We start from the raw sequence: 23,640 nt of genomic DNA, 5'->3' as shown, positions 1-23,640 counted from the left end.
TGTCGTAACCCCTCCGAGCTCAGAGGTCTGTGCAAGAAAATATTCGGAAGTAATCGACATAATCGACAAGTCGTAACCCCTCCGAGCTCAGAGGTCTGTGCAAGGGGATGCAGTTCGGGGAGGTTGAAAACCTTCCGTCGTAACCCCTCCGAGCTCAGAGGTCTGTGCAAGGTTACGCGTGAAGTTCCAGGCTGCTGTCCGCGCGTCGTAACCCCTCCGAGCTCAGAGGTCTGTGCAAGTTTTTCGTAACATTTTCCGGGCGCGTATACCGGTCGTAACCCCTCCGAGCTCAGAGGTCTGTGCAAGATGCGTACGAGGTCACGGCGCTGATGTTAAAGTCGTAACCCCTCCGAGCTCAGAGGTCTGTGCAAGTCGCCGCATTGATGATGTGTGTCATCTATCGGTCGTAACCCCTCCGAGCTCAGAGGTCTGTGCAACTTTTTAAGGCAATGAAGGCTAATGGCTGGCAGGTCGTAACCCCTCCGAGCTCAGAGGTCTGTGCAAGACTTCGAGACCTATTGGAACTCCAAAGACTATGTCGTAACCCCTCCGAGCTCAGAGGTCTGTGCAAGGGAGAACTTGCTATGTTGATTAAAATGAATGTGTCGTAACCCCTCCGAGCTCAGAGGTCTGTGCAAGTGGACAGGTTCATCATGCTCAAGGCAACTTATCGTCGTAACCCCTCCGAGCTCAGAGGTCTGTGCAAGTATCGCGAAATTGTCTGAATCTATGGTATTCGTCGTAACCCCTCCGAGCTCAGAGGTCTGTGCAAGGAGACTGGCGACGTCGTCGCCGTCGTTATACGGTCGTAACCCCTCCGAGCTCAGAGGTCTGTGCAAGCCATTGAATCTTTCAGTCCTGCGCCATATACTGTCGTAACCCCTCCGAGCTCAGAGGTCTGTGCAAGCGGGAGCAGCCATCATCATCAGCGTCGTCATCGTCGTAACCCCTCCGAGCTCAGAGGTCTGTGCAAGTCAGAAGAATCATCGTAGCATCATGTGATAAGTCGTAACCCCTCCGAGCTCAGAGGTCTGTGCAAGCCGAACGCCAGCGTAGCCCTTATTTGCGATGGGTCGTAACCCCTCCGAGCTCAGAGGTCTGTGCAAGCTTTCTTAAACCTATAACAGGAGAACACGGCTGTCGTAACCCCTCCGAGCTCAGAGGTCTGTGCAAGCTTATGAAGTTTATCAACCTGACTCCCCATTGTCGTAACCCCTCCGAGCTCAGAGGTCTGTGCAAGCCTTGCCGACACCACGTGTTCCTCCGCTTCTAGAGTCGTAACCCCTCCGAGCTCAGAGGTCTGTGCAAGCGGAGAGGTGGAATCTGTAGAGGATCTCTATAGGTCGTAACCCCTCCGAGCTCAGAGGTCTGTGCAAGTATTCGGGGGATACCATTGAAATCGACGGAAGGGGTCGTAACCCCTCCGAGCTCAGAGGTCTGTGCAAGAGGGGAAAGGGCGCGGTGCCCCTCCCCCTGGTCGTAACCCCTCCGAGCTCAGAGGTCTGTGCAAGTCGATGAATCTCCAAAAAGATATACGGAGGTCGTCGTAACCCCTCCGAGCTCAGAGGTCTGTGCAAGTTAACGAGGCGATAAATATTCGCCAAGCCCTGGTCGTAACCCCTCCGAGCTCAGAGGTCTGTGCAAGAATATTAAAAAGTTGCAGAAACAGCGATTCTGTGTCGTAACCCCTCCGAGCTCAGAGGTCTGTGCAAGAAATGACGATTGGAGAATTTCACAAAATACTTGTCGTAACCCCTCCGAGCTCAGAGGTCTGTGCAAGTATTGCAGAAGCCAATGGTGTAAAATCACGTGTCGTAACCCCTCCGAGCTCAGAGGTCTGTGCAAGAAATAGAAAATACTGTGATGCGAATATCTAGTCGTAACCCCTCCGAGCTCAGAGGTCTGTGCAAGCAGTCAAGGCTGCATTAGGCGAAACCTCCATCGTCGTAACCCCTCCGAGCTCAGAGGTCTGTGCAAGTATATACTCGTCACCATAGTTCAGAGAGATGAGTCGTAACCCCTCCGAGCTCAGAGGTCTGTGCAAGGCTCCACTGATATTGATGCGTCAGTAGAAGAAGTCGTAACCCCTCCGAGCTCAGAGGTCTGTGCAAGTATGCGGTAGTAGCTACCGATACTTATCAAAAAGTCGTAACCCCTCCGAGCTCAGAGGTCTGTGCAAGAGCATCCCTCAGAAACCCGCGCCTGTCAACGCTTTGCGGGGGGCAAAATACAAACCTCCCCCTCATGACCTCTCCGCTGCGGTAAAAAGCTCGATAATCATTCTCAAGATCATGCTAACATGCTGATTTTGCTAATATGCGGATCTTATGAAACATCTTGCGGACGAAAAATTATCTTTACAAATAAAATCAATATGTTGAGATGATATAAAAAAATCGTGAAACAAAACGCTGGAGGTTTGTTCGGCATTCTTCTGAAAAATTTTTTATTTCAAATAGATAGCATGATGTTGCGCTCCTGCTCCTGCGCCTGACAGGGGTTAAACCGGAAGGGGACATCGAACCTGATACCCTTTCGCCAATTTTTATATTTTTCACGAAAATTTTATAAAAAAAGTGAGCCACTCTCGCATGAAAAACATGTAATATGCTGTTTTATCAGAAAAAGATGGTTTGGCATGAATATGGCTTATACATAACAGAAAAGCGTAACAACTCATGCGGAGGCCATATGTCCACGACCCTGCACAGTTTGTCCCGTCATCTGGAATGCAAGCGGACCCTCTACTTCCGGCATACCGCCGGCAGCGTATTCCTGCGCGGCAAGCATCTTGTGCATCAGCGCGGCGATACCGAGGATGTCTGCGCGCTGGCGGATATTCGCCGTGTGGTGCTGCTGGGCAGGCCGGGAGTGGAAAGCGCCATCCTGTACCGGCTCATGCGTGCCGGGATTCCCGTGGACTGGCTGGATCCGTTTGGGCGGCCCCTGGGCCAGCTGCTTTCGCTTGAGGACCCGGCCGACAGAACTGTGGTCCGACAGGGAGAGTTTTGCCGCTCCGCGGCGGCGCTGGAGCTGGCGCGCGCCATACTGCTGGCCCGAATGGACAATGCCCGCGAGGTGCTGCGCCGACGCTGCCCCATCCCGCAAGGTTGGGATGCCTGCCGGGAGCGTCTGGGCCGTGCCGCTACGCCTGAACAGCTGCGCGGTGCGGAAGGGCTGGGGGCACGGCTGTACTTTTCCTGCTGGCAGTCGCTGAGCGGCCCTTTCCCCTGGCTGGGACGCAAGGCCCATCCCGCGCCGGACCCCGTCAATGTCCTTCTTTCTCTGGGCTATGGTCTGCTGCACAACCGCCTTGCCTCCGCCCTGCGTCATGCGGGCCTTGATCCCCGGACGGGCTTCTTCCATGCCGGCAGGGGACGGCATTGCGCGCTTGCCTCCGACATCATGGAGCAATGGCGTCCCCTGGTGGACGCTACCGTCCTGCGTCTTGTCCGCCGCGGGCAGTTGGCCCCCCGGCACTTCGATCGGCGTAACGGACGTTGCATCCTGCGGGATCAGGATGCCTTCCGTCTGGTGATGAACAGCTTTGAGGAGATGTTTTCCCGTCGGCTGTCGCTTTATGTTCATGTGGATGGCGCATGGCAGGCACGCTGCCGTACGCTCAATGACCATCTTGAGGATACCGCCCGGGCCTTTGCCCGGCAGATTGCTGGTGGAAGTTCCTGCAATGCCCTGAGGATACGCCCATGCCCCGTTATCTGATCGCGTATGACATCACCCTCCCCCGCACCCGCAGTCGCGTAGTCAGCCGCCTGGAGCGGCAAGGAGCCACACGCCTGCAAAAGTCCATCTTTCTTCTGGAGGGAACGAGCGCCGCCCTCGCGAGGCTGGAGGCGAGCCTGCTTGCCATACTGGAGGATACGGACAGCCTGCTCCTTATCCCCTGCTGCGACGCCTGCTTTGCGGCGGCCCGGCAAAGCGGCCCGGAACCGCCCCTGACGCTGGTGGCCTGACCGGTGGCAATGACAGTGCATGATTTTTTATTAAAATTTTAATAAAAATGTATTAATTTTAACATAAAATCAATTTCAGAAAGAAATAAAAATATAATAAATTCAGTATAATAAAGTGAAAATCTAAATTGGCACGCATCCTGCTAATAATAACGCAAACGCTTCATTTATCGTCAACCCAATGGAGGCAGGCATGTTCCCCATCACCATCATCATCGTCATCAATTCCGCGGTCCGGGCCCTTTGCCGCTAACGGCATCACCATCATCTCAATCAGCCTTTCGGAGGTTTGCCATGTCCAATCTTGCTCCTGAAACCGTCGATCTTCTTGCCGACATCATCCGCAGTCTTCTCCATACCCTGCTCGACGACTAGGGCCTACTTGTTTCACTTTTCATACTGGAGGTCTCACATATGCGCATACTCCCGCATCCCGTTCCCCTGCCGACCCTGCTTGGCTAAGTCAGGCGTAACTGCGTCATTCGCTATCCTACTAAATCTCAAGGAGGTTTTTATGCCCTGGTTCCTTACCCTGCTCGTCAGCACCGCCGTGGATCTGGCCGTCACCGCGACCGTCCGCAAACTGCGCGACTGATCCCCCTTTGCCGCCATCCTTTTTTTCGAGGTTTTCACCATTTCCGTATAACCACATCCAAGGAGGTCTTCCCATGCATCCGCTTTTGCTGCTGGCTCTTTCCACCGCTTTCAGCGCCGCCATCCGCGAACTGCGCAACTGATTTTTCTTACTCTGCAACCTTTTCCAAGGAGGCTTCCCATGCGCGCTCTCGTTTTTTCCCGCCGCCTGCGTCATCCGCCGCGTACAAGCAGCTCTTTCTTGCCGGCAGCGCACCAGAGGGATTCGTTTATGCCCGAGGACGCGCCGCCATGCTGCCGCGACTTTCACGACGACAGCGGGAGAAAGCCGCCGCTTTTCGCATACGGCCCCCCCATCACCCGACCGGATGGACTTTCGGCCCTGTTCGGCCACGGCGGGCCGCATCAGCGATGCCCCACCGTCTCGCCATAGCCGCCCTCCTCCGCCGTGAGCCGCCAAAAGCCCAGGCCGAAGCGGGCGTTCTTGCCCGCCCCCAGATATTCGCCCAGCACCAGCCGTCGCGCCGTCTCCGCATCAGGGCGGCCCGTGAGGCATATTTCTCCAACCAGCCCGCCCAGCGCCACGGCGCGTTCCCTGCTATAGCGCATGTCCGCCCAGTGCAGCCGCACGCTCTCCACACGCATCTCCGCCCCGCAGACGACCGGCGGCAGCAGGCGGATATGCCCCAGCAGATGCCTCAGCGCGTTTCCCTGCCGGAAAAAGTCCGCATCGCAAAATCGGCGCACGCCGTCCGCCGCTTTTTTTTCGCCTGCGGGCAGCGTCAGCCGCAGCGGCGTTGTGAAAGTCAGACGCCGGCATCCGCCACGCCGCACGGCCTCGATGCGCTCCGCCAGCAGTTCCGCCGACAATGGCGCGACAGTATGCGGCGTCAGCTCTCCCGGCTGGAGCGGCGAACCGTCGATGCCGTCCTGAAAGCCCGTAAAATGCAGGCTCCGGCCGGAAAATTCGCCCCGGGGCGGCATATCCAGCATGGCCCGCGCAAGGCGCGGCAACACCGGCAGAGTTTGTGAGGGGATCAGCAGACGCAGCGTCAGGCGCTCCCCCCGCCAGACGGGCTCAGCGCCGTTGCGGAGGGGCAACAGGGCATGGAGCAGATCATCCATGCACAGGCCTGCGTGCACGCTAGCGAAGCGCAGCCACGCGCTCCAGCGCGCACCGTGGAAGGGGGGCAGGCTCCGGATGGGGCGGAGGGCCTCGAATTGCATGTCCACACAATGAACGTCATCCATGCCGCAAGGGTGAACGTGTCGGACGGGAAAAGCAAGGGGGGCGGCTCCACCTCTGTTGAGGGTAACGGTTCTGGAAAGGGGTTGTTCGGAAACTTCCCGGCGCAGTCCTGTTGTTTCGGTGGGATGCGGACGCTCCCGGTGGCAGATTCACCCTTTCACGCCGTCGGCAGGGGGTCAAATCCCCTTGGGGACGCCAAAAAGAGATCAAGCCCTTACGAGCAAGCGTGAGGGTTTTTTCGTTGTGGGGCGGGTTTGCCCCACCAGATGCCCCACAGATTTGAAAAATTTTTTTCAGCTCCACAGGGCGTCTGCAAGGATAATCCAAAACGAGGGCAGAGACATAAGAGTTGGCAGTGTACAGGATCAGGCGCACATTTTCTGAGGCAGCCTGACAAGTCAGGCAGGATTTCCCGGACGCGTCCTTGCGAGCGACACTTTTCTTGCTGACGCAGGGGAGATACGCTGAGTTCTCCATTTCCGGCAACCATAAGCGCAGCCGGGAGAGCGCTGCGTGACCGGCAGGAATGCTTCCCACTACCCCGCGTTCGGCAGTGACGTTCATGGTCCAGGCGTTCCAGCGGATTGTTTGTCCGCTTGTGCCGCCAGTGGCGGGAACGATAGCTTTTGCCTGTCAGCAGGCCGTGACTCCTGTCAGAAAGCAACCACCAACATGCCCTCTCACTGCCGCAACTCACCGCTGCTGATGAGCTGATCGAACTGCGCCAGCAAGAGGGCCGCTTTTTCAGGATCGTGATGCAGGATGCCGAGCTCCATATTGCCATTGATGCCATCCCCGGTCAGATTGGCGCTGGTGATGAGGAAGGACGTTTCATTGGCGGCGCATTTGGCGTGCATCTTGGCGGGATGCCCCGCCCTGTTTCTGGGGCGTCGATCCGACGGCCAGTGATAGAAAAATGCCCCTCGAAGCTGAGCAAAGGCATTGGCGGCGTTGTGCCGCAACTGCCCTTCGGAATCTTTGGCGGTCTCCAGCACAAAGCGCACGCAAACGCCCCGGCGCAACGCCTCCCGCAGGGCGTGCAGGAGAGTGGGCACGCGGTAGGCCGCGAAACTAACCAGAAGGATCTCCTTTTGTGCGTCCTCGATGATGTCCAGCAGAACCTGCTCTGTCGTGCGGACCGGCTGCAACACGCAGGCAGGCCCGGACCAGACGAGGGAACTTGTCCGGCTGCGGGCCTGGTCGAGAAAAAAAGCTCCGATCTCCAGTGCCGTTGCCAGCTCCGCAGGGGCGGCAAAGAAGGCCGTCAGCCTGCGAAAGGCAAAAAAGGCTTCACAGCCCAATCCGAAGCGACTGCGGCAACTTTCGGCCGAGACGCCGACCGCCTCCGAATGTAGGTAGTCCGCAAGCCGGCGCACGAGCGCCAGCGGTACCGCCGCACAAAAGGCATGGAGGGCAGCCAGCGCCTCAGGCTTCACGCGTCCCCCAGAAGGCAAGTCCCCCCTGCCGGGCGGCAAAAGTATCCACCAGCACGTTCCTGTCCAGATAGCGGTTGCCGCATTCGCAGGACGTTTCAGGACTGAACAGGCAGGCATGGCAGGCTGCCCCGTGTATGCCGCGCCCGTCGGCATCCGGCAGACGCTCGGCGCACAGGGGATCGGAAGCGCAGAGGCGCATGTTCTCCAATGCCTGCGCGATATAGCGCCCCAGCGTTTCCGGGCCGCCCAGCGACACCAGCCCGCCCAGGGTGCCCTCGCTGTCCGTGGCCGCCGTATACAGCAAAAAACCCGCCATCGGGCCGCCGGGCATGCCGGGCGTGCGGCAATACAGGCGTTCGCGGATACTGGCCGCCGTGTAGCCGCAGTCCAGCACGATCTGCTGCATGAGCGCATGGGCAAGGGTATGCAGCAGGACGAAGCGCAGACCGGGATAGCCACCTTCCGGATCAGGGAAACGGCGACTTTTGCGCCATGCCTGATGCGCCCGGTAAAAGGCGGCGTCGTGTTCCTGTACAGTGGGGAGCCGCTCCCACGCTTGCAGCCGATCCTCCCGCAGGCGCAGGAAGATGCCTTCGCCGCGGCTTTCGTAGGCAGGCAGCCATGTGGGCCTGGCCCGGGTCAGCGACACGACATTCTGCTCGGCCACGATGCCCAGATCCAGCTCCTGCTGGGTGTTCAGCCGGGTAAAGCCGTACATGGCGCGTACTTCGCTCAGACGCGGCACAAGCATGCTGGTATCGAAAACATTCTCAAAGCCGCGCGGAGCCGCCACGGAACGGACTTCCAGCACGGGGGAGGTCTCCAGTTGCCGCTGCCCGCTGAAGATCTCCCACTCCGGCAGCTTGATGTCGTCCGGCTCATCTACGTCATTGACGCCCTGCCGCTCCGCTTCGATGGCCCGCAGGACATCCTCGGGAGGGAAGTCCATCAATGCGGCAATGCGCCTGGGGTGGGCAAAATGCTCCACGACGACGGTGTTCGTCACGTCTGACAGTTCAGTCCAGTTCTGACGCACGATACTCGCCAGCCTGCCCTGCTGATCCGGGATGGAGAGCACGCTCACGGTCTGGGAGAACCAGAGGTTCGAGGCCCCCAGATTGACGAGATGCGGACGGGCTTCGCACGGCTCCTGATCCTGCCGGCGCAAGTGGGGATGCAGACCGCTGCATGAATACGGGGACTGCTTGCCGCGCAAGGCCGTTTCCAGCTGCGTCAGCGACTTTTTATTTTTGCAGTTTTTGCAAAAAACGACGATATCCGACAGATCGCCGGTGATGCCGAACTCGTTCATATGCAGTTCCGGATTTGCACACGGATGACCGTCATGCACGAAGTCGTTCCACGGCACATCCGCAAGGTGTCCGTTGGCGCAGGCCAGCAGGAAGCGCACCGGCACAGCCCGCGGGGGATTCCTGCGATTCCTGACCGCGTCGCAATGCGTATGCACGAATTGGGCAGGCATGCGCGCCCACTCCCGTTTTTCAAACATGCCGTCGTCCAGCGAGGCCATGATCCCGCAGCCCGTGCAGCGCATCCAGCGCGGGAACGGCACGACGGGCACGCCTGCCTCGGGCTGTTCCGTTTTGCCATCCTGCACTGGGGGCAGGCGCAGCTCGCGCACCTGCGGCCCCACAAGACGCTGCACGGCGGCCAGCAGACGGGACTCGGAGACCGGCGTGCACAGCTCCCTGTTCCAGAAGTCCAGCCCCAGCACGAGGGCCGAAAATTCCGGCAGATCCAGTGTGGCGCCGAGGCCGAACGTGAACATGAGCTGACTTGGGCGCACTTCTCCCATGACTGCCATAGGCTACTCCTTGTCGCAGGACAGACCTGTCCCGTCGGTATCCAGCACAAGATTGACGGTCTTTTCCACATCGCGCAGACTGTTGGGGCAGGCAAAGGGCTCCTGCGTCCTGTCCGGCGGTTGCAGCAGGTTCACTGTTGCACTCGTGGGGGAATAGGACAGCCCCACCGTCCTGCATTGACGTATCTGCGTGAGCCAGGCATCACGCAGATTATCCAGCATGTTCCGTATCTGCTCCACGACAGCCACATCCTGCGCGATCTCTCCCGCCCGTTGCAGCAGCATGCCGCAAGCCTGCTGGAACAGCGCCTCCCGCTGCGGCATCTCCTTTACCGACGTGTTGCCGTTCAGCTCCAGCGACAGCAGGCGCACCAGAGAGACCAGCACGCCCGCCAGCCCGCGATCCAGCGCCCGCCCGGCGAAGGGCGTGACGGAAAGCGCCTCCACATGCCGCTGAAAGGCCGCATGATAGCCGTAAAAATCCTCAAAATGCGACAAGTCACGCGGACGAGCCCAGTTGTAGAGCGTCAGCACCAGCCCCGGCGCGCGGGAGGAACGCCCCACGCGGCTGCTGGCCTGGATATATTCCGAGGTCGTTTTGGGCTGCCCCAGCATGACCATCAGCCCCAGACGCTCCACGTCCACGCCCACGGAGATCATATTGGTCGCCAGAACGACGTCATAGGGTTTCCGCGTCCAGTCCTCCCCCTCTCCGCCGCTGCCCGCGGGATCAAAGCGGTTGCCCAGCCGCTCCAGGATGCCCGGTATCTTGTGGCTCGCCTGCCGTGAGGTCAGTTCCTCCGTCCGGGCAATGCGCCGCCGGACAAGGCCGCCGCGCTGCCGGGGGTCTGCCAGGCGGCTTTTCACTTCGTCCTCTACCAGACGGCGGGTCCCCGCCAGCTCGCGCACGGAGTTGAAGTAACCGACCGCCGTCATCCACGGATCGGCATCGACGCCGTATTGCTCAAAAAGGCTCTGCGCCGCCGCCATGACCGTGGCATACAGACGCACCGTCGTCGGGGGGATGCGCTGCCCGATGGAGCATATGCCCGCATAGACGCGCCCCGGGCACTGCTCGCTGACGGGCCGCTCCAGCGAAAAGAAGTTGTCGCGGCTGTCCACCCCCGGAGGCGGAAAGACCTCCACGCGCCGATTGAACAGGCGGCGTACCTGCTCGGCGGCCCGGCGGATGGTCGCCGTGGAGGCAATGACCCTCGGTCGCACCGTGCGGCCGTCCAGCTGCCAGCGGCACAGCGCATCCACGGCGTTTTCGTACAGGGCCGTCATGGAGCCGAGCGGCCCGCTGATCAAATGCAGTTCGTCCTGGATGATCAGATCGGGAGGACGCAGCCAGCCGTGCGCGGCGATGACGGCTTCGGGCATGTCCTTATATTTCCTGTGCCGCGTCCCCACGCTTTCATCCACATCCGGCGACAGGAAACCGTGCCGGGGGCAGAGGCCGGAGACCCGGCCGAACAGCATGGCCGTTTCCCCCTTCCAGGGCATCTGGGCGAACTTGTCCACGGTGGAGATGAGCAGGGAGGGCGGGCGGCGATAGATCTCCTCGTCCACCACCATGACGGGCAGCCCTTCCTGCGGGGAGTTTTTCTGGGCAAAGGAACATTGTCCGCTGTTGTCGCCGCAAAATGTCAGGCAGCGGCCGGCGCTGTTCGTCCCCTGCCGTACGCACATATCTTTTTTCGCGATGGGCGCGCCGCACCACGGACAGGTGCTGAACTGCAACGGTGAGCCGTAGCCGGAAGACGCCGCTCCGTTTCCGCCGCCCAGTTGCCGGGCGGCGCTCTCCAGCCGGTTGGGCGTGGAGCTCGAACCCACCCACAAGCCAAGGCGGAACGGCTCCTCACCCCACGTCTTCGGGTCCTTCCTGCGCAGCATCTCGCAGGCGCACATCAGGGCCGCCGCGCGCTGGAACTGCTGCAAGGTCAGCAGACGCAAGGTGTAGCGCATGAAGACCCCCACGCCATGCCCGGCGTCCAGCCCTCCCAACCGCGGATGCAGTCGCCGCAGGGCCAGCGTAAAGGCCGTCAGGCCCAGATAGGCTTCCGTCTTGCCGCCGCCGGTGGAGAACCAGAGCAGCTCCGCCACGGCCTCATACGCCTCGCCGCTGCGTTCGGGATGCAGAGGGTCGGCCAGGGTGGGGATATTGCTGATGACAAAGGCCAGCTGGAAGAGACGCCAGCTGCGATTGCGCGGGATATTGCCTTCCGTGAGCCACTGCTTCCGGGTCAGCGGGTCGAGCTGCGCTCCGTGCACGCGCCGGGCATAGATGCTGTGGACACGCTGGTAGTGCATGGCCTGATTGGTAAAGCGAAAGGCGCGCAGCGCGGCATCGTCCGCCTCCAGCACGTCCATGCCCTCTTCCATGCGCCGCAAGGCCCGCCGGGCATCCTCCTGCGCCGCCGCGGCACTCCGGGCAAGGGCGGCCTCCCGCACCTGCCCCGGCAGACTTTCCACCCACACGCCATAGGCGGCGGTGATGCGCCGCAGATTTTCCAGCAGCTCATCCTTCGGCATATGGGCAAGCTCGTGCATGTCCAGACAGATGCCTCGCAAGCCGGCATCGTCCTCTTCCGTGCGCGGCGTCTGCCCCGGCACATGGGCCACGGGCAAAAAATCAATGGCCAGCATGCGCGCCCGTTCCGGCGGGTCACTCTCCTCCCGCAGGGTGCGTACGGCGCAGCCATGCCCCTTGCCGAAAATGCGGCAATGCCGGTAGCGCAGCTCCAGCCCTTCCATCTCCATCCGCTCATCAGGATCCAGATCCTGGCGCCGCCATTCCACGCCCTGTTGCTGCACCAGGATGGGACGCCGCAGCCCGTCGGCACTTTCCACGCACAATTCCGGCTGGAATATCCAGAACCCGTCATCCCGGACATGAGCGCGCGAGGCCGCGTTGACCAGAAAGATCGTGACATGCCACCAGCTCTCCCGGCGGCGGATGCGCCACGTCAGCCGCACCTGGCTTTCCGGGACGAGCAGCCTGCCGTCGTCCCCTTCCCGCAGGGGCAGGCGCACGGCTTCCGGCTCCACCGGCCGACGTTTCCAGACCTGCGCCGTGCGGCCCTTCGGCCCGGCATCGGCGTCATCCTCGCTCTCCCGCCGCTCATAGCGCCCCCAGCCTGTCCTTACGAGCAACGCCTCTTCCGCGCCGTCCACAAGGAACGACAGGCCGGCGCTTGACGGCAGCAGGCTGTCCACCAGCACCGGTTCCCGTTCCGTGATGCCGTCCGGGCCGTCGCTGCCCGCCGTGGCCAGCGTATCCGTTTGCGCTTCGTCGCTCTGCGCCGTGTCGCCGTCCTCCTCCAGCGAAGGCGCGTCCCCGCTCCCGGCCGAGCCGGGAAGCGGCTTGCCGCCGGGGGCCAGCATGCCGACCAGATACCGCCGCGTCACCTGCCGCTCCAGCGGCGAAAGCTCTTCCTCCGGCCCGTCCGCCGGTCCCAGCAGATCCCGCCGCAGCAGGTCTATGAGTTCTTCCCGCATGGCAAATGGCGTGGTCATGGTTGCCGTCCATAGTGCAGTTAGAGGGTGAATGACAAGGAGTAGAGCAGGTCTGCGACGTGAGGCAGCATAACTAAAGCAGTTTCTTCTTCAAGTCGGAAAGGTTGTTCTTCCAGCCCCGCTGGCTATCACTGCCGGAAGTAGGCAGCGTACAGGCCATCTCCCTGTAATCTGAAAAATAAATCTTCAAATGGCTTCCGCCCGTTTCAACTGTAAAACCAAGTGTACGCAGAGCAGATTTGATGTGGGCATTCATGGAAGAATAACCGGTAAAGATATCCTTCAGTTTTTTCTCGATCTTCTTTCGCTCCCCCACTTTGGGGTTGGCCTGCAGCACAGCCTTGAGAATATTCTTCTTCCTGCTGCCGTCCGGCAGTCCCTTGTTCACATCTTCAAGGATCTGAACAAGAGTATCATGTACCTGCCCCTTGTAGGAATCAATCATATCTCCACGCAAAAGCAACCTATCGGAACTCTCTTCCAACTTAGACTCAAGATACCTTATTTTTTCTTTCAACTCCTCGATGCTGATTTTTTTCAGATTCAAATCGCGGCGCAGTTCCTCACTTTCCTGAAATGCCATCGACAGCAGCTCATCCTGATTCTCCTGCTCCTTGAGGTCACCCAGCTTTTCCTGCAAGACCAGCGCACGAATATCAGAATAGGATAAGTCGTCAGGAAGATAGCCAAAATTCAGCGCATTCTTGACCGAATCAAAAATTTTTCGAATAGTCAGAGTCTTTCCACCCTCATACTGAGGCAAAAGAATCTTCTTGTTTGTCGTTCCAGGAAAATAGATCCCTACAGCACCATAGTAGGGGTTCATTCCTCGTGTTTTGATACGCAAGTCTTGTGAAAAATAAATATTCGGCTCAACAAAGACATGCGCCATGCCTGAAAGCATCTGGCTGAGTGTAGTGATATTCACAGGATATGCACCATCGCGCCCGACACTGACATACACACAGGGAAGACAACCCCTGAAATTCCCGCAAATGATATCCCTTGCACGCTCTATATCATGCTCTACCGTTTCGGAAGATAACCTATGAGGTATATCTAGTGTCGGAAATTGAATATCCTGACCAAATCCTATTTTCTGGCCAAGCAATTTCATGATATATGGCTTCTTGATCGTATTCAATTTATTTTGAAAATCAGTTGTTTCAAAATATACTGCACAGGAAGCGTGCACATCCTGTTCCGTTTTTTTGTAAACGTACTCGGTCCGCCATTTCTCGGCATCAGCTCTTTTTTCAAAGCAGAGGCACGCATATTCGTTGTTTTCCGCCGTGTACCTAAAGCACTTAAAGGATTCATTTCCTTCGGAACGCTCAAACTCTTTCTGCCCATACAAGTCTCCAAGCTTTTCCCGCATGACATACTCGGGAGAATTGTCAATCCATTCTATGGAGATATCTATGAGCTGCTGCAATGTCGCCGCAGGATTCAACGGAAAGATTGTGCGAAAAACAAGCATCGGAGGCTCCTTATTCAAACGGTAGAGTTTAAAATATATTAACAAATAACGCTTTTCAAAGATTAATGCAACTCCCCCCGCTCACAGCAGCGCCCCCTGCTCCATGCCGCCCGTACCGCCCTTTTTGCGGCGCATGCCCGTTTTGCGGGGCGTCGCCTCCGCGGCGGCCTTTTGCTCCGTTTCGTAGCGCTCCCGGTTCAGGGCCGACAGGCGGCGCAATATCTCCAGCCGCGTCGTTTCGGCTATGGTGTGGCGTGTGCGGTCGTTCTCCGGCAGGTACGCCACCTGACGGAAAGCATGGTCCATGTCCAGATCGTCCCAGCCGTAGGCCGCGGCGGCCAGCCTGTCCAGCTCCGCATGGGCGGCGCGCAGGGCCTCCACGTCCGGCAGGCGGCTCTCCGCATCATGCAGGGCATTGTACAGTTTGGTCAGGCCGATGTCCTCCCGCCGCATGATGGCGGCACGCAGGGCGTGCAGCCGCTCCGCACAGTCCCGCAGCCCGTCCAGCCTGTCCGCCGCCGGGCGCGGGAAGGTGTCAAAGGCGCTGGATGGCGTATAGCGCAGGTCGGAACGCATGGTGGAACTCATCTTGCGCGCCCAGGCCTGATGCAATGAGGACTGCAACAGGCCGAACAAGGCCGCATCGTCGGAGGCGAATACTATAAGCATCATGGCAAATACAGAATTATTCTCGACAAAAGAAAATAGTCCATGCTTTGAAACCTGACTTATCACAAGCACACGCTGCAGGGGCGGAAAGGTCTTCCAGCCCTTGGGATGTTTGACAAAGGCTTCACCGCGACCAAGGGCGTGGTAGAGACCTGACGCTTTCTCTGCAAATTGCCACCACGTTTCCCGTCTTTGCTTTCTTTTACAGTGCAGTCTTTCAGGAAAAACCCGTTCCTTGACTTGTTCAAAAGGTTTTGGATAGCCAAAAGCTACAGACTCGTCCCAGTCCCAGAAATTGATGACCCAGCGGGACGGCGCCTGGTCTGGACTGGACGTCAGATCCTCGCCGTTGAGGTAAGGAAAGAGCACAGCGGCATTGCGCCCGTCTTCGGCGATCCACTGCCGGGCCTGGTCTTCCTCGGTGAGAAAGCCCGTGCCCAGTATGATGGACCCCTGAAAGCTGATCCCCGCATTTTCCCTGAGGGGCCGCGCCTCCCAGTCCTCTTCCCCGGCCTTGAGAAAGGAAGAAATGGTGTTTACGGGTGCGCCGTTCAGCAAAATGGGGCCGTCATAGGGCCGCGCGCCGGGCCTGCGGATGACGACCTGACTGGTGCAGACCGTGGCATTGCCTTCCCACGGCATATCCGGCCAGGCCGCGCGGATGCGGCAGCCCGCCCGCTCCAGGGGCAGCAGCCCGGCCTCGCGGGTGTCGCCCTGGGCAAGGGTATTGGTGGCGATAAGGCCGAAGTCGCCGCCGGCCCGCGTCAACTGCGCGGCGCGGCGGAAGAAATAGGCGACGAGATCGGCCTGCCCGCGTTGGCCGCCGGCCAGCACCTCCACCAGATATTCCCGGTAGGCATTGCCCAGCGCCTCCCTCATGCGCTGGCTGCCCAGAAAGGGCGGATTGCCCACCAGGGCGTCGAAGCCGGGATTTTCCCGCTCAAAGACTTCGGGGAATTCCAGCGCCCAGTGCAGGGGATGGGTCAGGCCGGGATTGGCGTCGGCGGCCTTTTCCGTCGTGGCCGTGCCGCCGCCCCGCAGGAGCGCCCGCCGTTCCTCCTCCAGCCAGCGGGCAAGGGCGTCGGCATCATGGCAAAAGGCGGGATGCAGCAGCTTGTCCACCAGCTGATAGCGCGCGCTCTCCTCCAGCTTGCCCCGCGCCCGCAAGGCGGCCAGGATCAGGGCGTCGGCCCGCAGGCGCAGCCGGGCCACGTGCGTCTCGGCCTCGGCCAGACAGGCGGCCTTGCGTTCCACATTGAGCGGCGTATCCGAGGGCAGGCGTTCCAGCGCGTCGCGGGCCTCGCGCGCGGCGCGCACGGCCTCCCGCATGTCCGTGGAGCCGAAGACGAGCGCCCCCTTTTCCGGCGTGAGGGAAAAATCCTCCAACTGTTGCGCGCTCACGATGCCGAGCAGGGCATCCCCGCAGCGCAGGGCGTGATCCAGAAAGGTAAAGGGGCGCTCCTTTTGCAGGGTGATCAGCCAGAGGGAGAGCTTGGCCATCTCCACGGCAAGGGGGTTGTTGTCCACGCCGTAGAGGCAGCGGTCCGCCACCATGCGCCGGGCCAGCGCCGCGCGTTCCTCGGCGTCCTCTGGCAGGGGGCTTGCGGGCGGCGTGTGGTTCCAGGCTTCCAGCAGGCGTTCCGCCAGATAGCGGCAGGCCTGCACCAGAAAGGCCCCGGAGCCCATGCTCATGTCGCAGATTTTCAGGGAGAGCAGCGCATCGGGCGAGCGCAGCCGCCACTGCCCGCGCGGAATCCCTTCCGCCGGGCCGTCGTAGACGTGCGGTTCCAGCGTGGCGGCCACGATCAGCTCCGTGAGGGGGCGCGGCGTATAATGCGTCCCGGTATCCCTGCGCTGGCTGCCGGCCGTCACATACAGGCCCCCGGCGGGGATGACCACGGGCATGTCGAAGCTGTCCCGGCGCAGCAGGCCGACAAAGGGCAGTATGCGTGCGGTCAGGGCGGCGTCGCCGTCGCAGGCCAGATGCAGGCGGGCGCGCTGCCGTTCGGCCTCGGCCCGCGTCTCGTCCGCCGCCGGCAGGCTGGCCTGCCTTCCGCCGCGGCCGCGTGGGGCATCTCCGCGCAAGCGTTTTTGCAGTGCGCCCTTCTGGCTGTGCGTCAGGTCGGCCAGACGCCGCAGCAGGGCGTCCTCCCCCTGCCGCATGAGCGTTTCGGCTTCCGTCAGCGAAAGGAACGGATCCTCCCGCTGCCCGGCCGCCAGACCCAGCAGCACGTCGTCCGCCCGCGTGGCCGTGCGGTCCAGCAGGCCTTCGTACACGTGCCCGATCTGTTCCACGCCCAGCGCGCGAAAGGACAGGCGCACGGCTTCATCCCGCCCCGTCGTGCGGCGGTCCCGCAGGAATTGCAGGGACTCCAGCATGTGCAGGATCACGCGATTGTCCACGGGCAGGGGACGGGCGGGCGCGTCCCGCCAGCAACTGCCGTGCGGGCGGCCTTCCAGAAAGGGGTAGACATCGGGATCAAAGAGCGATCCGCCATAGGCGGGCAGGAGCAGCGCCTCATGCCGGATGCCGCCGAACACGGCCCGGAACAGGGAGAGCAGGCGCACCCAGGCGTCGTGCCGGTAGCTGAGGACCTCCTCCCCGTGCCTGTCGGCCTGTTCCCGCAGGCTTTCGCACAGCGTCGAGACGGCATAGGCTTCATCATAGACGGGGTCGCCCAGCCGCAGCAGCCCCCTCTCCTCGGCGGAAAGCAGGAAGACCAGCCGCATCATGACGGTCAGTGCGGCCTCGTAGAGCAGCCGGGGCGAGAGCCCTTGCAGCATGGGCGTATCCATCCGCCTGTCCAGCCGGTCCACTGCCCGCAGGAATTCGGTTATGGCGCCGCGTACCTGCAGGCCCAGCTTTTCGGTGACATCCTGCTGCGCATTGGCGCTCTGCTCCATGAGGCGCGGCAGGGTGAACTCCTCCGCCAGCGAAAAGAAGCGCCGCATATGCAGCAGGGTCACGAAGGAACGCAGGGTTATGCGTTCCTCCAGCCAGAATCGGGCATACCAGGAAACAAGGGACGAGGTCCTGTTCTGGCGGGCATAGACCAGCATGAACTGTTCGCCGTCGCTCACAAGCCCCAGCGGCACGCCGGAGGCCCGGCACAGCTCGACCATGCGGCGGGCCGGGCTCCAGGAACAGGCCTGTTCCGGCTGGGGCGCTTCCAGCGGCCGGCCCGGCGCGATGCCGATCAGCATGACAGGCCGCCGCGTCTCTTCCGGGGCGGATGCGGTCGGGGCGTCCAGCTCCAGCACATCGTCCGGCGCGCCCGCCGCCGGGGGCAGCAAGAGCCAGTCCGGGCGCAGCTCCACCCCCATTTCCGGCAGGCTCAGGCAGGGGGCATGGGGATGCCCTTCCGCCTCCACCAGCACTCCGGCATCATATTCCAGCAGCTCGGACAGGACGAAGCGCACGAATTCCCGGCAGGCCGCGGGACTGCGGCGATCCGCGTCCCGCGCGGCGAGCGCGGCCCGCAACCGCCCCGCCGCCGTTGCCTCCAGCGGATCCAGCCCGTCCGGCAGGCGCTCCAGCAGCACCGGCAATGTCAGAAAGGGACCGGAAACATCCAGCAGCGACAACCATTCCAGATGCTCGTTCAGCGATGACACGGCCATATACGCAGATCCTTGTTGTTCTCCTCGTCCACAACGGACGTTCTCACGCCATCCGCGGCGCGCGGCCCCTTGCCCCAGTCGCCCCACGGCCGCCTCGCTCCATTTTTTTCAAAGCTGAAATGCTCACCACGAATTTTACACATAATTTCAACAAACAAATCAAACAAGCTGTACACGCTCCGCTTGTCTTTGGGGCGGGGTCGCCTCGTGCCCTGTCTCTTCCCCCGGTAAAAGCACGCTGGGGAAGGGATGGGGGGCCTGGGGGAAGCATGACGGGAACGCCTTTTCTCACTTCGCTACGAAAAGGCTGGGCCCTCCCGCGCGAGGCGAGGGGGTCCCCTTCCCCCGAACAGACAGCAACTAGTGCCAGCAGGACCCAAAAACGGAAACGCGCTACATACCGGCCCGCGCGAGGGAGGCGGGGACGAACCAGAGGACGGCCAGCGGGAACAGGGTTTGCCGGGGATCTTCGTAACGTGCCCGCAGGTGGCGGCTTTCCTCGGCCTTTTCGCCGGGGATACGGCGCAGGCGCTCTTTCAGCACCGCGACATCGGCCTGGAAGGCTTCGCGCTCCTCATCATCGAACAGCGAAAGCTGCCGCGGCGTCTGCATGACCTCAAGCTGGGCGCGGATGGCGGCAGCCAGTTCGTCCATGATGGCCTCGAAGCGGGCGACCTCCTCATTGGCCCGGCGTTCCATGCGGCTGGCCAGCGTTTTCAGCCGTTCATCGCAGCGGGCTTGCAGTGCCTGATAGAGTGCGGGGGCCGTGCGCGGCCACAGGTTGTCGCGCAGGCGCTCCTCCAGTTCCTCACGGCGCGGCATGGGGGGCTGCTGCATGGCGTTGCCCCAGAAGGTTTCCAGCTCCTGAACGCCCATGCGGGCAAAGCGCCCGTTGCGGATGCGCCCGCCGGCCATGATCATTTCCTCGAAAATGCGCTGACTGGTGCCGCCGACGACGATGATGCGGCCGAGGGCCACCACGACGGGGTCCGCCAGAAAGGATGAGGGCACGATATGGCAGGCCACACGATGCAGGCGGCAGTCCCGGGGGGATGTCCAGAGCTGCGCCCGCAGCAGGCGGAGGCTCATGCGCACGAGCTGGTGGTTGAGGTGGGCCAGCACCACATGATCCCTGCCGGCGGCCTCGTCACCACTAAAGACGATGGGGCGCGGCGTGCCGGTGTAGGGATGGGCATTGCCTTCAAGACAGCGTGCCCACGCGCCGCTGAAGGGCGGCAGTCGGAAGGCGTGGCCGTCGGGGATGCCCTCGACCCGCACAGGTTCCAGCGGCGGCTGCTGGGCCAGGCGCAGGGCCACGTCCACGGTATGGCGCACATGGGCGGGCGTCAGCAGGAGAGCTTGCCGCGTATGTTCCATTTTGGCATGGACATCTTCCAGGATGCGGCGCAGGTCGCGGTCCAGCTGCAGGCAGCGGCGGGCGGCCCGCGCTTCGGCTTCGGCACGGCCCGTATCCAGAGAGCGGGAAACGCCGCCGTCGGCAAGCATGGCCTTTTCCACCTGTTCGGCAATGACGGGGCCGACCTTGCCGAGGTCCTGCCGGATGTTCTCGACCTTGTGAACCACACGATGGAGGAATTCGAGGTCATCGCGCAGCACGTCGCCTTCCGCCGCCGAAGCATCAAAATTGGCGGGCACAAAATGGAAGATGTCCACGGTCGGCGCCTGCTGTCCGTGGCGGTCAACGCGGCCGTTGCGCTGCTCCAGGCGGCTGGGGTTCCACGGGATCTCATAATGCAGCAGGCGCGAGCAGTGGTTTTGCAGGTTGATGCCTTCCGACGCGGCGTCCGTCCCCAGCAGGATGCGCACGGGCGAATCGGACGGCGAGGCCTGAAAGGCGGCTTTGGCCCTTTCCCGCTCCAGCGGCGAAACGAGGCCGTTCAGGCAGATCAGCCGCTCGCCGCCGAGTCCGGCCCGTGTCAGCAGATCGGCAAGATAATCCTGCGTATCGAGATACTCGGTAAAGATGACGACGCGCGTTTCCGTCCAGACGCCGCCGGGACGGAGGGTCTCGCGCAGCCAGTCCAGCAGCCGCGCGGCCTTGGCGTCCTTTTGTCTGGCGGGGCCTTCGGCCCAGCGCCGCAGGGCGCGCAGCAGTTTTTCTTCTTCGGTATCCGGGGACGGCAGACACGCGCCGGACAGCGTCAGGGCGTCTTCCACGGCCTCTTCCGCCTCCGCGTCCGTCAGCTCTTCAAGATCAGGCAGAAAGAACTGGGTGACCGGCGCCGGCCGGGCATGGAGCTTTCGGCTTTCCGTATGGCGCGCCAGCGTTTTCGCAAATGCCTGTGGTGATGAGAACAGACGCTTTTTCAGCAGCTTGAGCACAAATTGCAGAGCCGTCAGGGACGTTTTGCCCTCGCCGCCAAGGTGGCTCATGCAAAGTCGGGCGTAGCGCCGCAGCAAGACATGGCCCTCACGCTCTTCAGGGCTGTAGTCCACTTCCAGCGAGTGGATCTCCCGCCGGGGGAAACGCGGGGTGCCGTCAAAGTTGACGATCTCGCTTTTCATGCGCCGGATCAGCACCTGTCCGAGGGCTTCGGGAGAAGGCTGCACGCCGCGCATGAAGCGCTGATCATCCAGGATTTCCAGCAGTGCGGAGAAGCTTTCCCGATAGCCATTGTGCGGGGTCGCCGTCAGGAAGATGCGGTGCTCGAAGTGACGCGCCATGCGCCGGATGATGCGCGTCCGCTGCGAGGGTTTGGCATAATGCAGGGAACCGGCGGGCGCGATGTTGTGCGCCTCGTCCACGATCAGCAGATCGTACCGGCGCGGCCAGCTGCTTTCGCCGTCCGGCGGCAGCGTTTCGCAAAAGCGCTGAAAGACGCGATCCTGCTTGAGATAGTCGATGGAGGTGATCAGGCGGGGGAAGTGCGTCCAGGGATTGACATGGATGCCACGCTGCCGCCGCAGCCGGGAAACGGCCTCACTGTTGATGATGCGGAACTCCAGGCCGAACTTGTCGCGCATTTCGTCCCGCCACTGGTACTGCAGGGATGCGGGGCAGACAATGAGCACGGAGGCGACGCGATTGCGCAACATGAGCTCCTGCATGGTCAGACCGGCTTCAATGGTCTTGCCGAGGCCGACGTCATCAGCCAGCAGCAGGTTGACGCGCGGCATGGTCAGGGCGCGGGCCACGGGTTCCAGCTGGTAGTCCTCCGGCTCCACGCCGCTGCGGAACGGCGCCTGCATGGAGGTATGATCCATCTGCGAAACGATGCCCCAGCGCACGGCGTGGAGAAAGGCCTCCAGATCGCGCGGATCGTCGCAGTGCCGCATGGCGGGCAGGGACGAGGCTTCCCGCGCTTCCGCGCCGGGCTCAAGCTCCCAGATGACGTTCAGGCGTTCATCGAGCGCATCCTCATCAAGGCAGGACAGGCTGACGAAATGCTGCCCTGCCCGGGAGCTTCCCGGCAGGGCCTGCGAGACGCATTCTTCCACAAGGTAGGGCCTGCCGCGCACGACCACGGTCTGGCCGACTTCCGGCGCTGTCGTCATGATCTGTCCTTTGCTTCTTGGGGCGGTATCTGAAAAAAACAGGGCCACCCAAACATAGCACAAATGTCCGCGGCTTGCCAGCGGGATCAGGCGCGCACCGGAGAAAGCATGGCTGAGCACAGGGGCGGCGGATTATCCTGCATCAAAGCGGATCCCTAGATGTTGTGTTCCGATAGGTTGTTCACCCTTTCCTCATTCGGTAAGTTGGAAGTTACCAGACAAACCAACAAGCGAGTGAGTGAGGGAAAGGGTGAACAGCCTATCGGAAACACAATAGTCCTGTTATTTCGGTTGGATAGGGACGATCATGGTGGCAGATTCGCCCTTTCATGTTGGGGAGGCCACGCATATCAAGCCGTTACAACTAGGCGTAGAAGCTTTTTTTGTTGTTGACAACGGGAGGCAGTTTGGGTAGCTTACCTCTTGCGCGTTGGGCTGTCGTTCAATTGGCAGGACGGCGGATTCTGGCTCCGCTAATCAAGGTTCGAGTCCTTGCAGCCCAGCCAACACAACTTCATAGTGCGTCCCCATCGTCTAGCCGGCCCAGGACAACGGCCTTTCACGCCGTCGACAGGGGTTCAAATCCCCTTGGGGACGCCAAGAGAATTATCGCAGTGATTTTGCATGGTTCGGCCATGCAGTCACTGCGTTTTTCTTTTTTATCCTTCCCCTCCCGGCAGGCCGTTTCTCTTCTTGGCGGTGTTCTCCGCCTCTCCGCTCTCCCCTTCATTTTCTCGGCACACTCGTCGCACCTAACAGCATAAACGCACGTCCGTTAGCGGTCGTGCGTTTTTTGCGTTTACGGGGTTTTGGAAAGTGAAGATCGGTGGTCGATAAAAAAGGCGAAAAGCCTTCCGTGCTGTCACACGGAAGGCTTCTCATGGCGGTGTTTTTCTCACCAACTCGAAGTGAGAAAAACATACCTCTCACGAGGCTCAATGTCAATTATTGAGACGCTATGTTTTGACCTTTTTTTCGCCCAAAACTGAAAACTTTGGGAGAAAAAAATAATGGAAGAACTGGCGAAGAGCTTTGCACCAAAGGGAAAAATTTTTGGCCCGATCCTGCCCACATTTGTACTCAAGCTTCGCATCTCACAAGGAGCAAAGATCATGTATGCGCTGCTCTGCAATTATGCTGGTGAGAAAGACCGGTGCTGGCCTTCGCAAGGGACGCTTGCCGAGGGCATGGGGTGCAGCGTCAGTACGGTGAAAAACTATATCCGCGAGCTTCAAAAGGCTGGGCTGCTTGCGATTTGCCCTGGGCGTTTTCGGTCGCTGACCTACCTTCTCTTGCAACCGGAGGGTCTGCCGGAGGGTCTGCGTTCTGCGGATGCTGCTGCGGCTCCGCAGCCAAAAGTTGACTATGAGGAGCCAAATTCTGGCTACAGAAATAATCTTACGAAGAATAAAAATACAAATAATCCCCCTACCCCCGTTCCTCAAACAGCAAACAAACCTCCTGTGACACAACATCCTCGTGGGGGGGGGATTTTTTATCTGCCAACTATTTTTTTGAAAAGTTCTGGGCAGCATATCCGCGAAAGGAAGCCAAAGAGTTGGCACGGTCTGCATGGCATCGTCTCTGGCGGCGCGGCGTGCTGCCTACTTTAGAGGCGTTGCTTGAGGCGTTGTCTCGCTTCCGGGAAAGCTTGAGCTGGAAGCGCGAAAACGGACGATTTGTGCCGCAACTCGTCAACTGGCTGCGCGGGCAACGCTGGCTGGATGAGCTGCCGTCATCCCCTGCCGCCGTGGCGA

General features: G+C 60.9%; 11 protein-coding genes, 2 tRNA genes and 1 CRISPR repeat array. Of the genes, 5 read left to right on the top strand and 8 right to left on the bottom strand.

The genetic code is table 11. The features are described from left to right. Position 1: 1 nt before the first annotated feature. Positions 2 to 2,180: a CRISPR direct-repeat array (repeat unit 35 nt; unit sequence GTCGTAACCCCTCCGAGCTCAGAGGTCTGTGCAAG). Between the two features lie 511 nt (positions 2,181 to 2,691). Together cas1 and cas2 are read left to right on the top strand one after the other, a co-directional pair. Continuing rightward, on the top strand, positions 2,692 to 3,723 hold the full coding sequence (cas1, locus tag Q0K12_RS09740; RefSeq protein WP_297262428.1) for a CRISPR-associated endonuclease Cas1: 1,032 nt from the start codon (positions 2,692 to 2,694) through the stop codon (positions 3,721 to 3,723). Beyond that, positions 3,708 to 3,974 (top strand): CRISPR-associated endonuclease Cas2, encoded by a 267-nt coding sequence (gene cas2 / locus Q0K12_RS09735; protein WP_297262426.1) that lies wholly within the window; start codon positions 3,708 to 3,710, stop codon positions 3,972 to 3,974. Before cas1 ends, cas2 begins: the two co-directional genes overlap by 16 nt. Before the next feature lie 493 nt (positions 3,975 to 4,467). On the opposite strand, the gene Q0K12_RS09730 is transcribed toward cas2, so the two are convergent. The 8 genes from Q0K12_RS09730 to drmD all read right to left on the bottom strand — a co-directional run bounded on the left by Q0K12_RS09730 (position 4,468) and on the right by drmD (position 21,883). Further along, positions 4,468 to 4,785, bottom strand: coding sequence for a hypothetical protein (locus Q0K12_RS09730; protein ID WP_297262424.1), 318 nt, complete (start codon positions 4,783 to 4,785; stop codon positions 4,468 to 4,470). A 188-nt stretch (positions 4,786 to 4,973) separates the two neighbouring features. After that, positions 4,974 to 5,693 (bottom strand): CRISPR system precrRNA processing endoribonuclease RAMP protein Cas6, encoded by a 720-nt coding sequence (gene cas6, locus Q0K12_RS09725; RefSeq protein ID WP_297262422.1) that lies wholly within the window; start codon positions 5,691 to 5,693, stop codon positions 4,974 to 4,976. 804 nt (positions 5,694 to 6,497) lie between these two features. Continuing rightward, positions 6,498 to 7,253 carry a DISARM system phospholipase D-like protein DrmC gene (drmC, locus tag Q0K12_RS09720; protein WP_297262420.1) on the bottom strand — a complete coding sequence of 252 codons (756 nt, stop codon included), beginning with the start codon at positions 7,251 to 7,253 and terminating at the stop codon, positions 6,498 to 6,500. After that, positions 7,243 to 9,078: a DUF1998 domain-containing protein gene (locus Q0K12_RS09715; RefSeq protein ID WP_297262418.1), complete on the bottom strand. Its 1,836-nt coding sequence runs from the start codon at positions 9,076 to 9,078 to the stop codon at positions 7,243 to 7,245. Before Q0K12_RS09715 ends, drmC begins: the two co-directional genes overlap by 11 nt. A 3-nt stretch (positions 9,079 to 9,081) precedes the next feature. Then, positions 9,082 to 12,597: a DISARM system helicase DrmA gene (gene drmA, locus Q0K12_RS09710; protein WP_297262416.1), complete on the bottom strand. Its 3,516-nt coding sequence runs from the start codon at positions 12,595 to 12,597 to the stop codon at positions 9,082 to 9,084. 73 nt (positions 12,598 to 12,670) lie between these two features. Continuing rightward, positions 12,671 to 14,077, bottom strand: coding sequence for a hypothetical protein (locus Q0K12_RS09705; protein WP_297262414.1), 1,407 nt, complete (start codon positions 14,075 to 14,077; stop codon positions 12,671 to 12,673). 81 nt (positions 14,078 to 14,158) lie between these two features. Further along, on the bottom strand, positions 14,159 to 18,367 hold the full coding sequence (locus Q0K12_RS09700; RefSeq protein ID WP_297262412.1) for a DNA methyltransferase: 4,209 nt from the start codon (positions 18,365 to 18,367) through the stop codon (positions 14,159 to 14,161). Between the two features lie 393 nt (positions 18,368 to 18,760). Then, on the bottom strand, positions 18,761 to 21,883 hold the full coding sequence (gene drmD, locus Q0K12_RS09695; RefSeq protein ID WP_297262410.1) for a DISARM system SNF2-like helicase DrmD: 3,123 nt from the start codon (positions 21,881 to 21,883) through the stop codon (positions 18,761 to 18,763). Between the two features lie 431 nt (positions 21,884 to 22,314). On the opposite strand from drmD, the gene Q0K12_RS09690 reads away from it, so the two are divergent. The 3 genes from Q0K12_RS09690 (at position 22,315) to Q0K12_RS09680 (ending at position 23,496) form a co-directional block, all read left to right on the top strand. After that, positions 22,315 to 22,389: transfer RNA gene (locus Q0K12_RS09690), tRNA-Gln, on the top strand. 17 nt (positions 22,390 to 22,406) lie between these two features. Continuing rightward, positions 22,407 to 22,483 (top strand) — tRNA-Glu (locus Q0K12_RS09685). A gap of 410 nt (positions 22,484 to 22,893) precedes the next feature. After that, positions 22,894 to 23,496: a helix-turn-helix domain-containing protein gene (locus Q0K12_RS09680; protein WP_297262408.1), complete on the top strand. Its 603-nt coding sequence runs from the start codon at positions 22,894 to 22,896 to the stop codon at positions 23,494 to 23,496. Positions 23,497 to 23,640 lie beyond the last annotated feature (144 nt).

The sequence above is a fragment of the uncultured Desulfovibrio sp. genome, assembly GCF_944324525.1.
In the GTDB taxonomy this organism is placed as follows: domain Bacteria; phylum Desulfobacterota; class Desulfovibrionia; order Desulfovibrionales; family Desulfovibrionaceae; genus Desulfovibrio.
The sequence above is the reverse complement of the archived record's forward strand: the minus strand, read 5'-3'. Positions and strand labels throughout refer to the sequence as shown.

Bases quoted from the DNA above. Each gene is read 5' to 3' on its own strand.
- Q0K12_RS09715 (WP_297262418.1), bottom strand. From the start codon at position 9,078: ATGGCAGTCATGGGAGAAGTGCGCCCAAGTCAGCTCATGTTCACGTTC.
- cas1 (WP_297262428.1), top strand. From the start codon at position 2,692: ATGTCCACGACCCTGCACAGTTTGTCCCGTCATCTGGAATGCAAGCGG.
- drmA (WP_297262416.1), bottom strand. From the start codon at position 12,597: ATGACCACGCCATTTGCCATGCGGGAAGAACTCATAGACCTGCTGCGG.
- drmD (WP_297262410.1), bottom strand. From the start codon at position 21,883: ATGACGACAGCGCCGGAAGTCGGCCAGACCGTGGTCGTGCGCGGCAGG.
- cas2 (WP_297262426.1), top strand. From the start codon at position 3,708: ATGCCCCGTTATCTGATCGCGTATGACATCACCCTCCCCCGCACCCGC.
- cas6 (WP_297262422.1), bottom strand. From the start codon at position 5,693: ATGGATGATCTGCTCCATGCCCTGTTGCCCCTCCGCAACGGCGCTGAG.
- Q0K12_RS09680 (WP_297262408.1), top strand. From the start codon at position 22,894: ATGGAAGAACTGGCGAAGAGCTTTGCACCAAAGGGAAAAATTTTTGGC.
- Q0K12_RS09700 (WP_297262412.1), bottom strand. From the start codon at position 18,367: ATGGCCGTGTCATCGCTGAACGAGCATCTGGAATGGTTGTCGCTGCTG.
- Q0K12_RS09705 (WP_297262414.1), bottom strand. From the start codon at position 14,077: ATGCTTGTTTTTCGCACAATCTTTCCGTTGAATCCTGCGGCGACATTG.
- Q0K12_RS09730 (WP_297262424.1), bottom strand. From the start codon at position 4,785: ATGACGCAGGCGGCGGGAAAAAACGAGAGCGCGCATGGGAAGCCTCCT.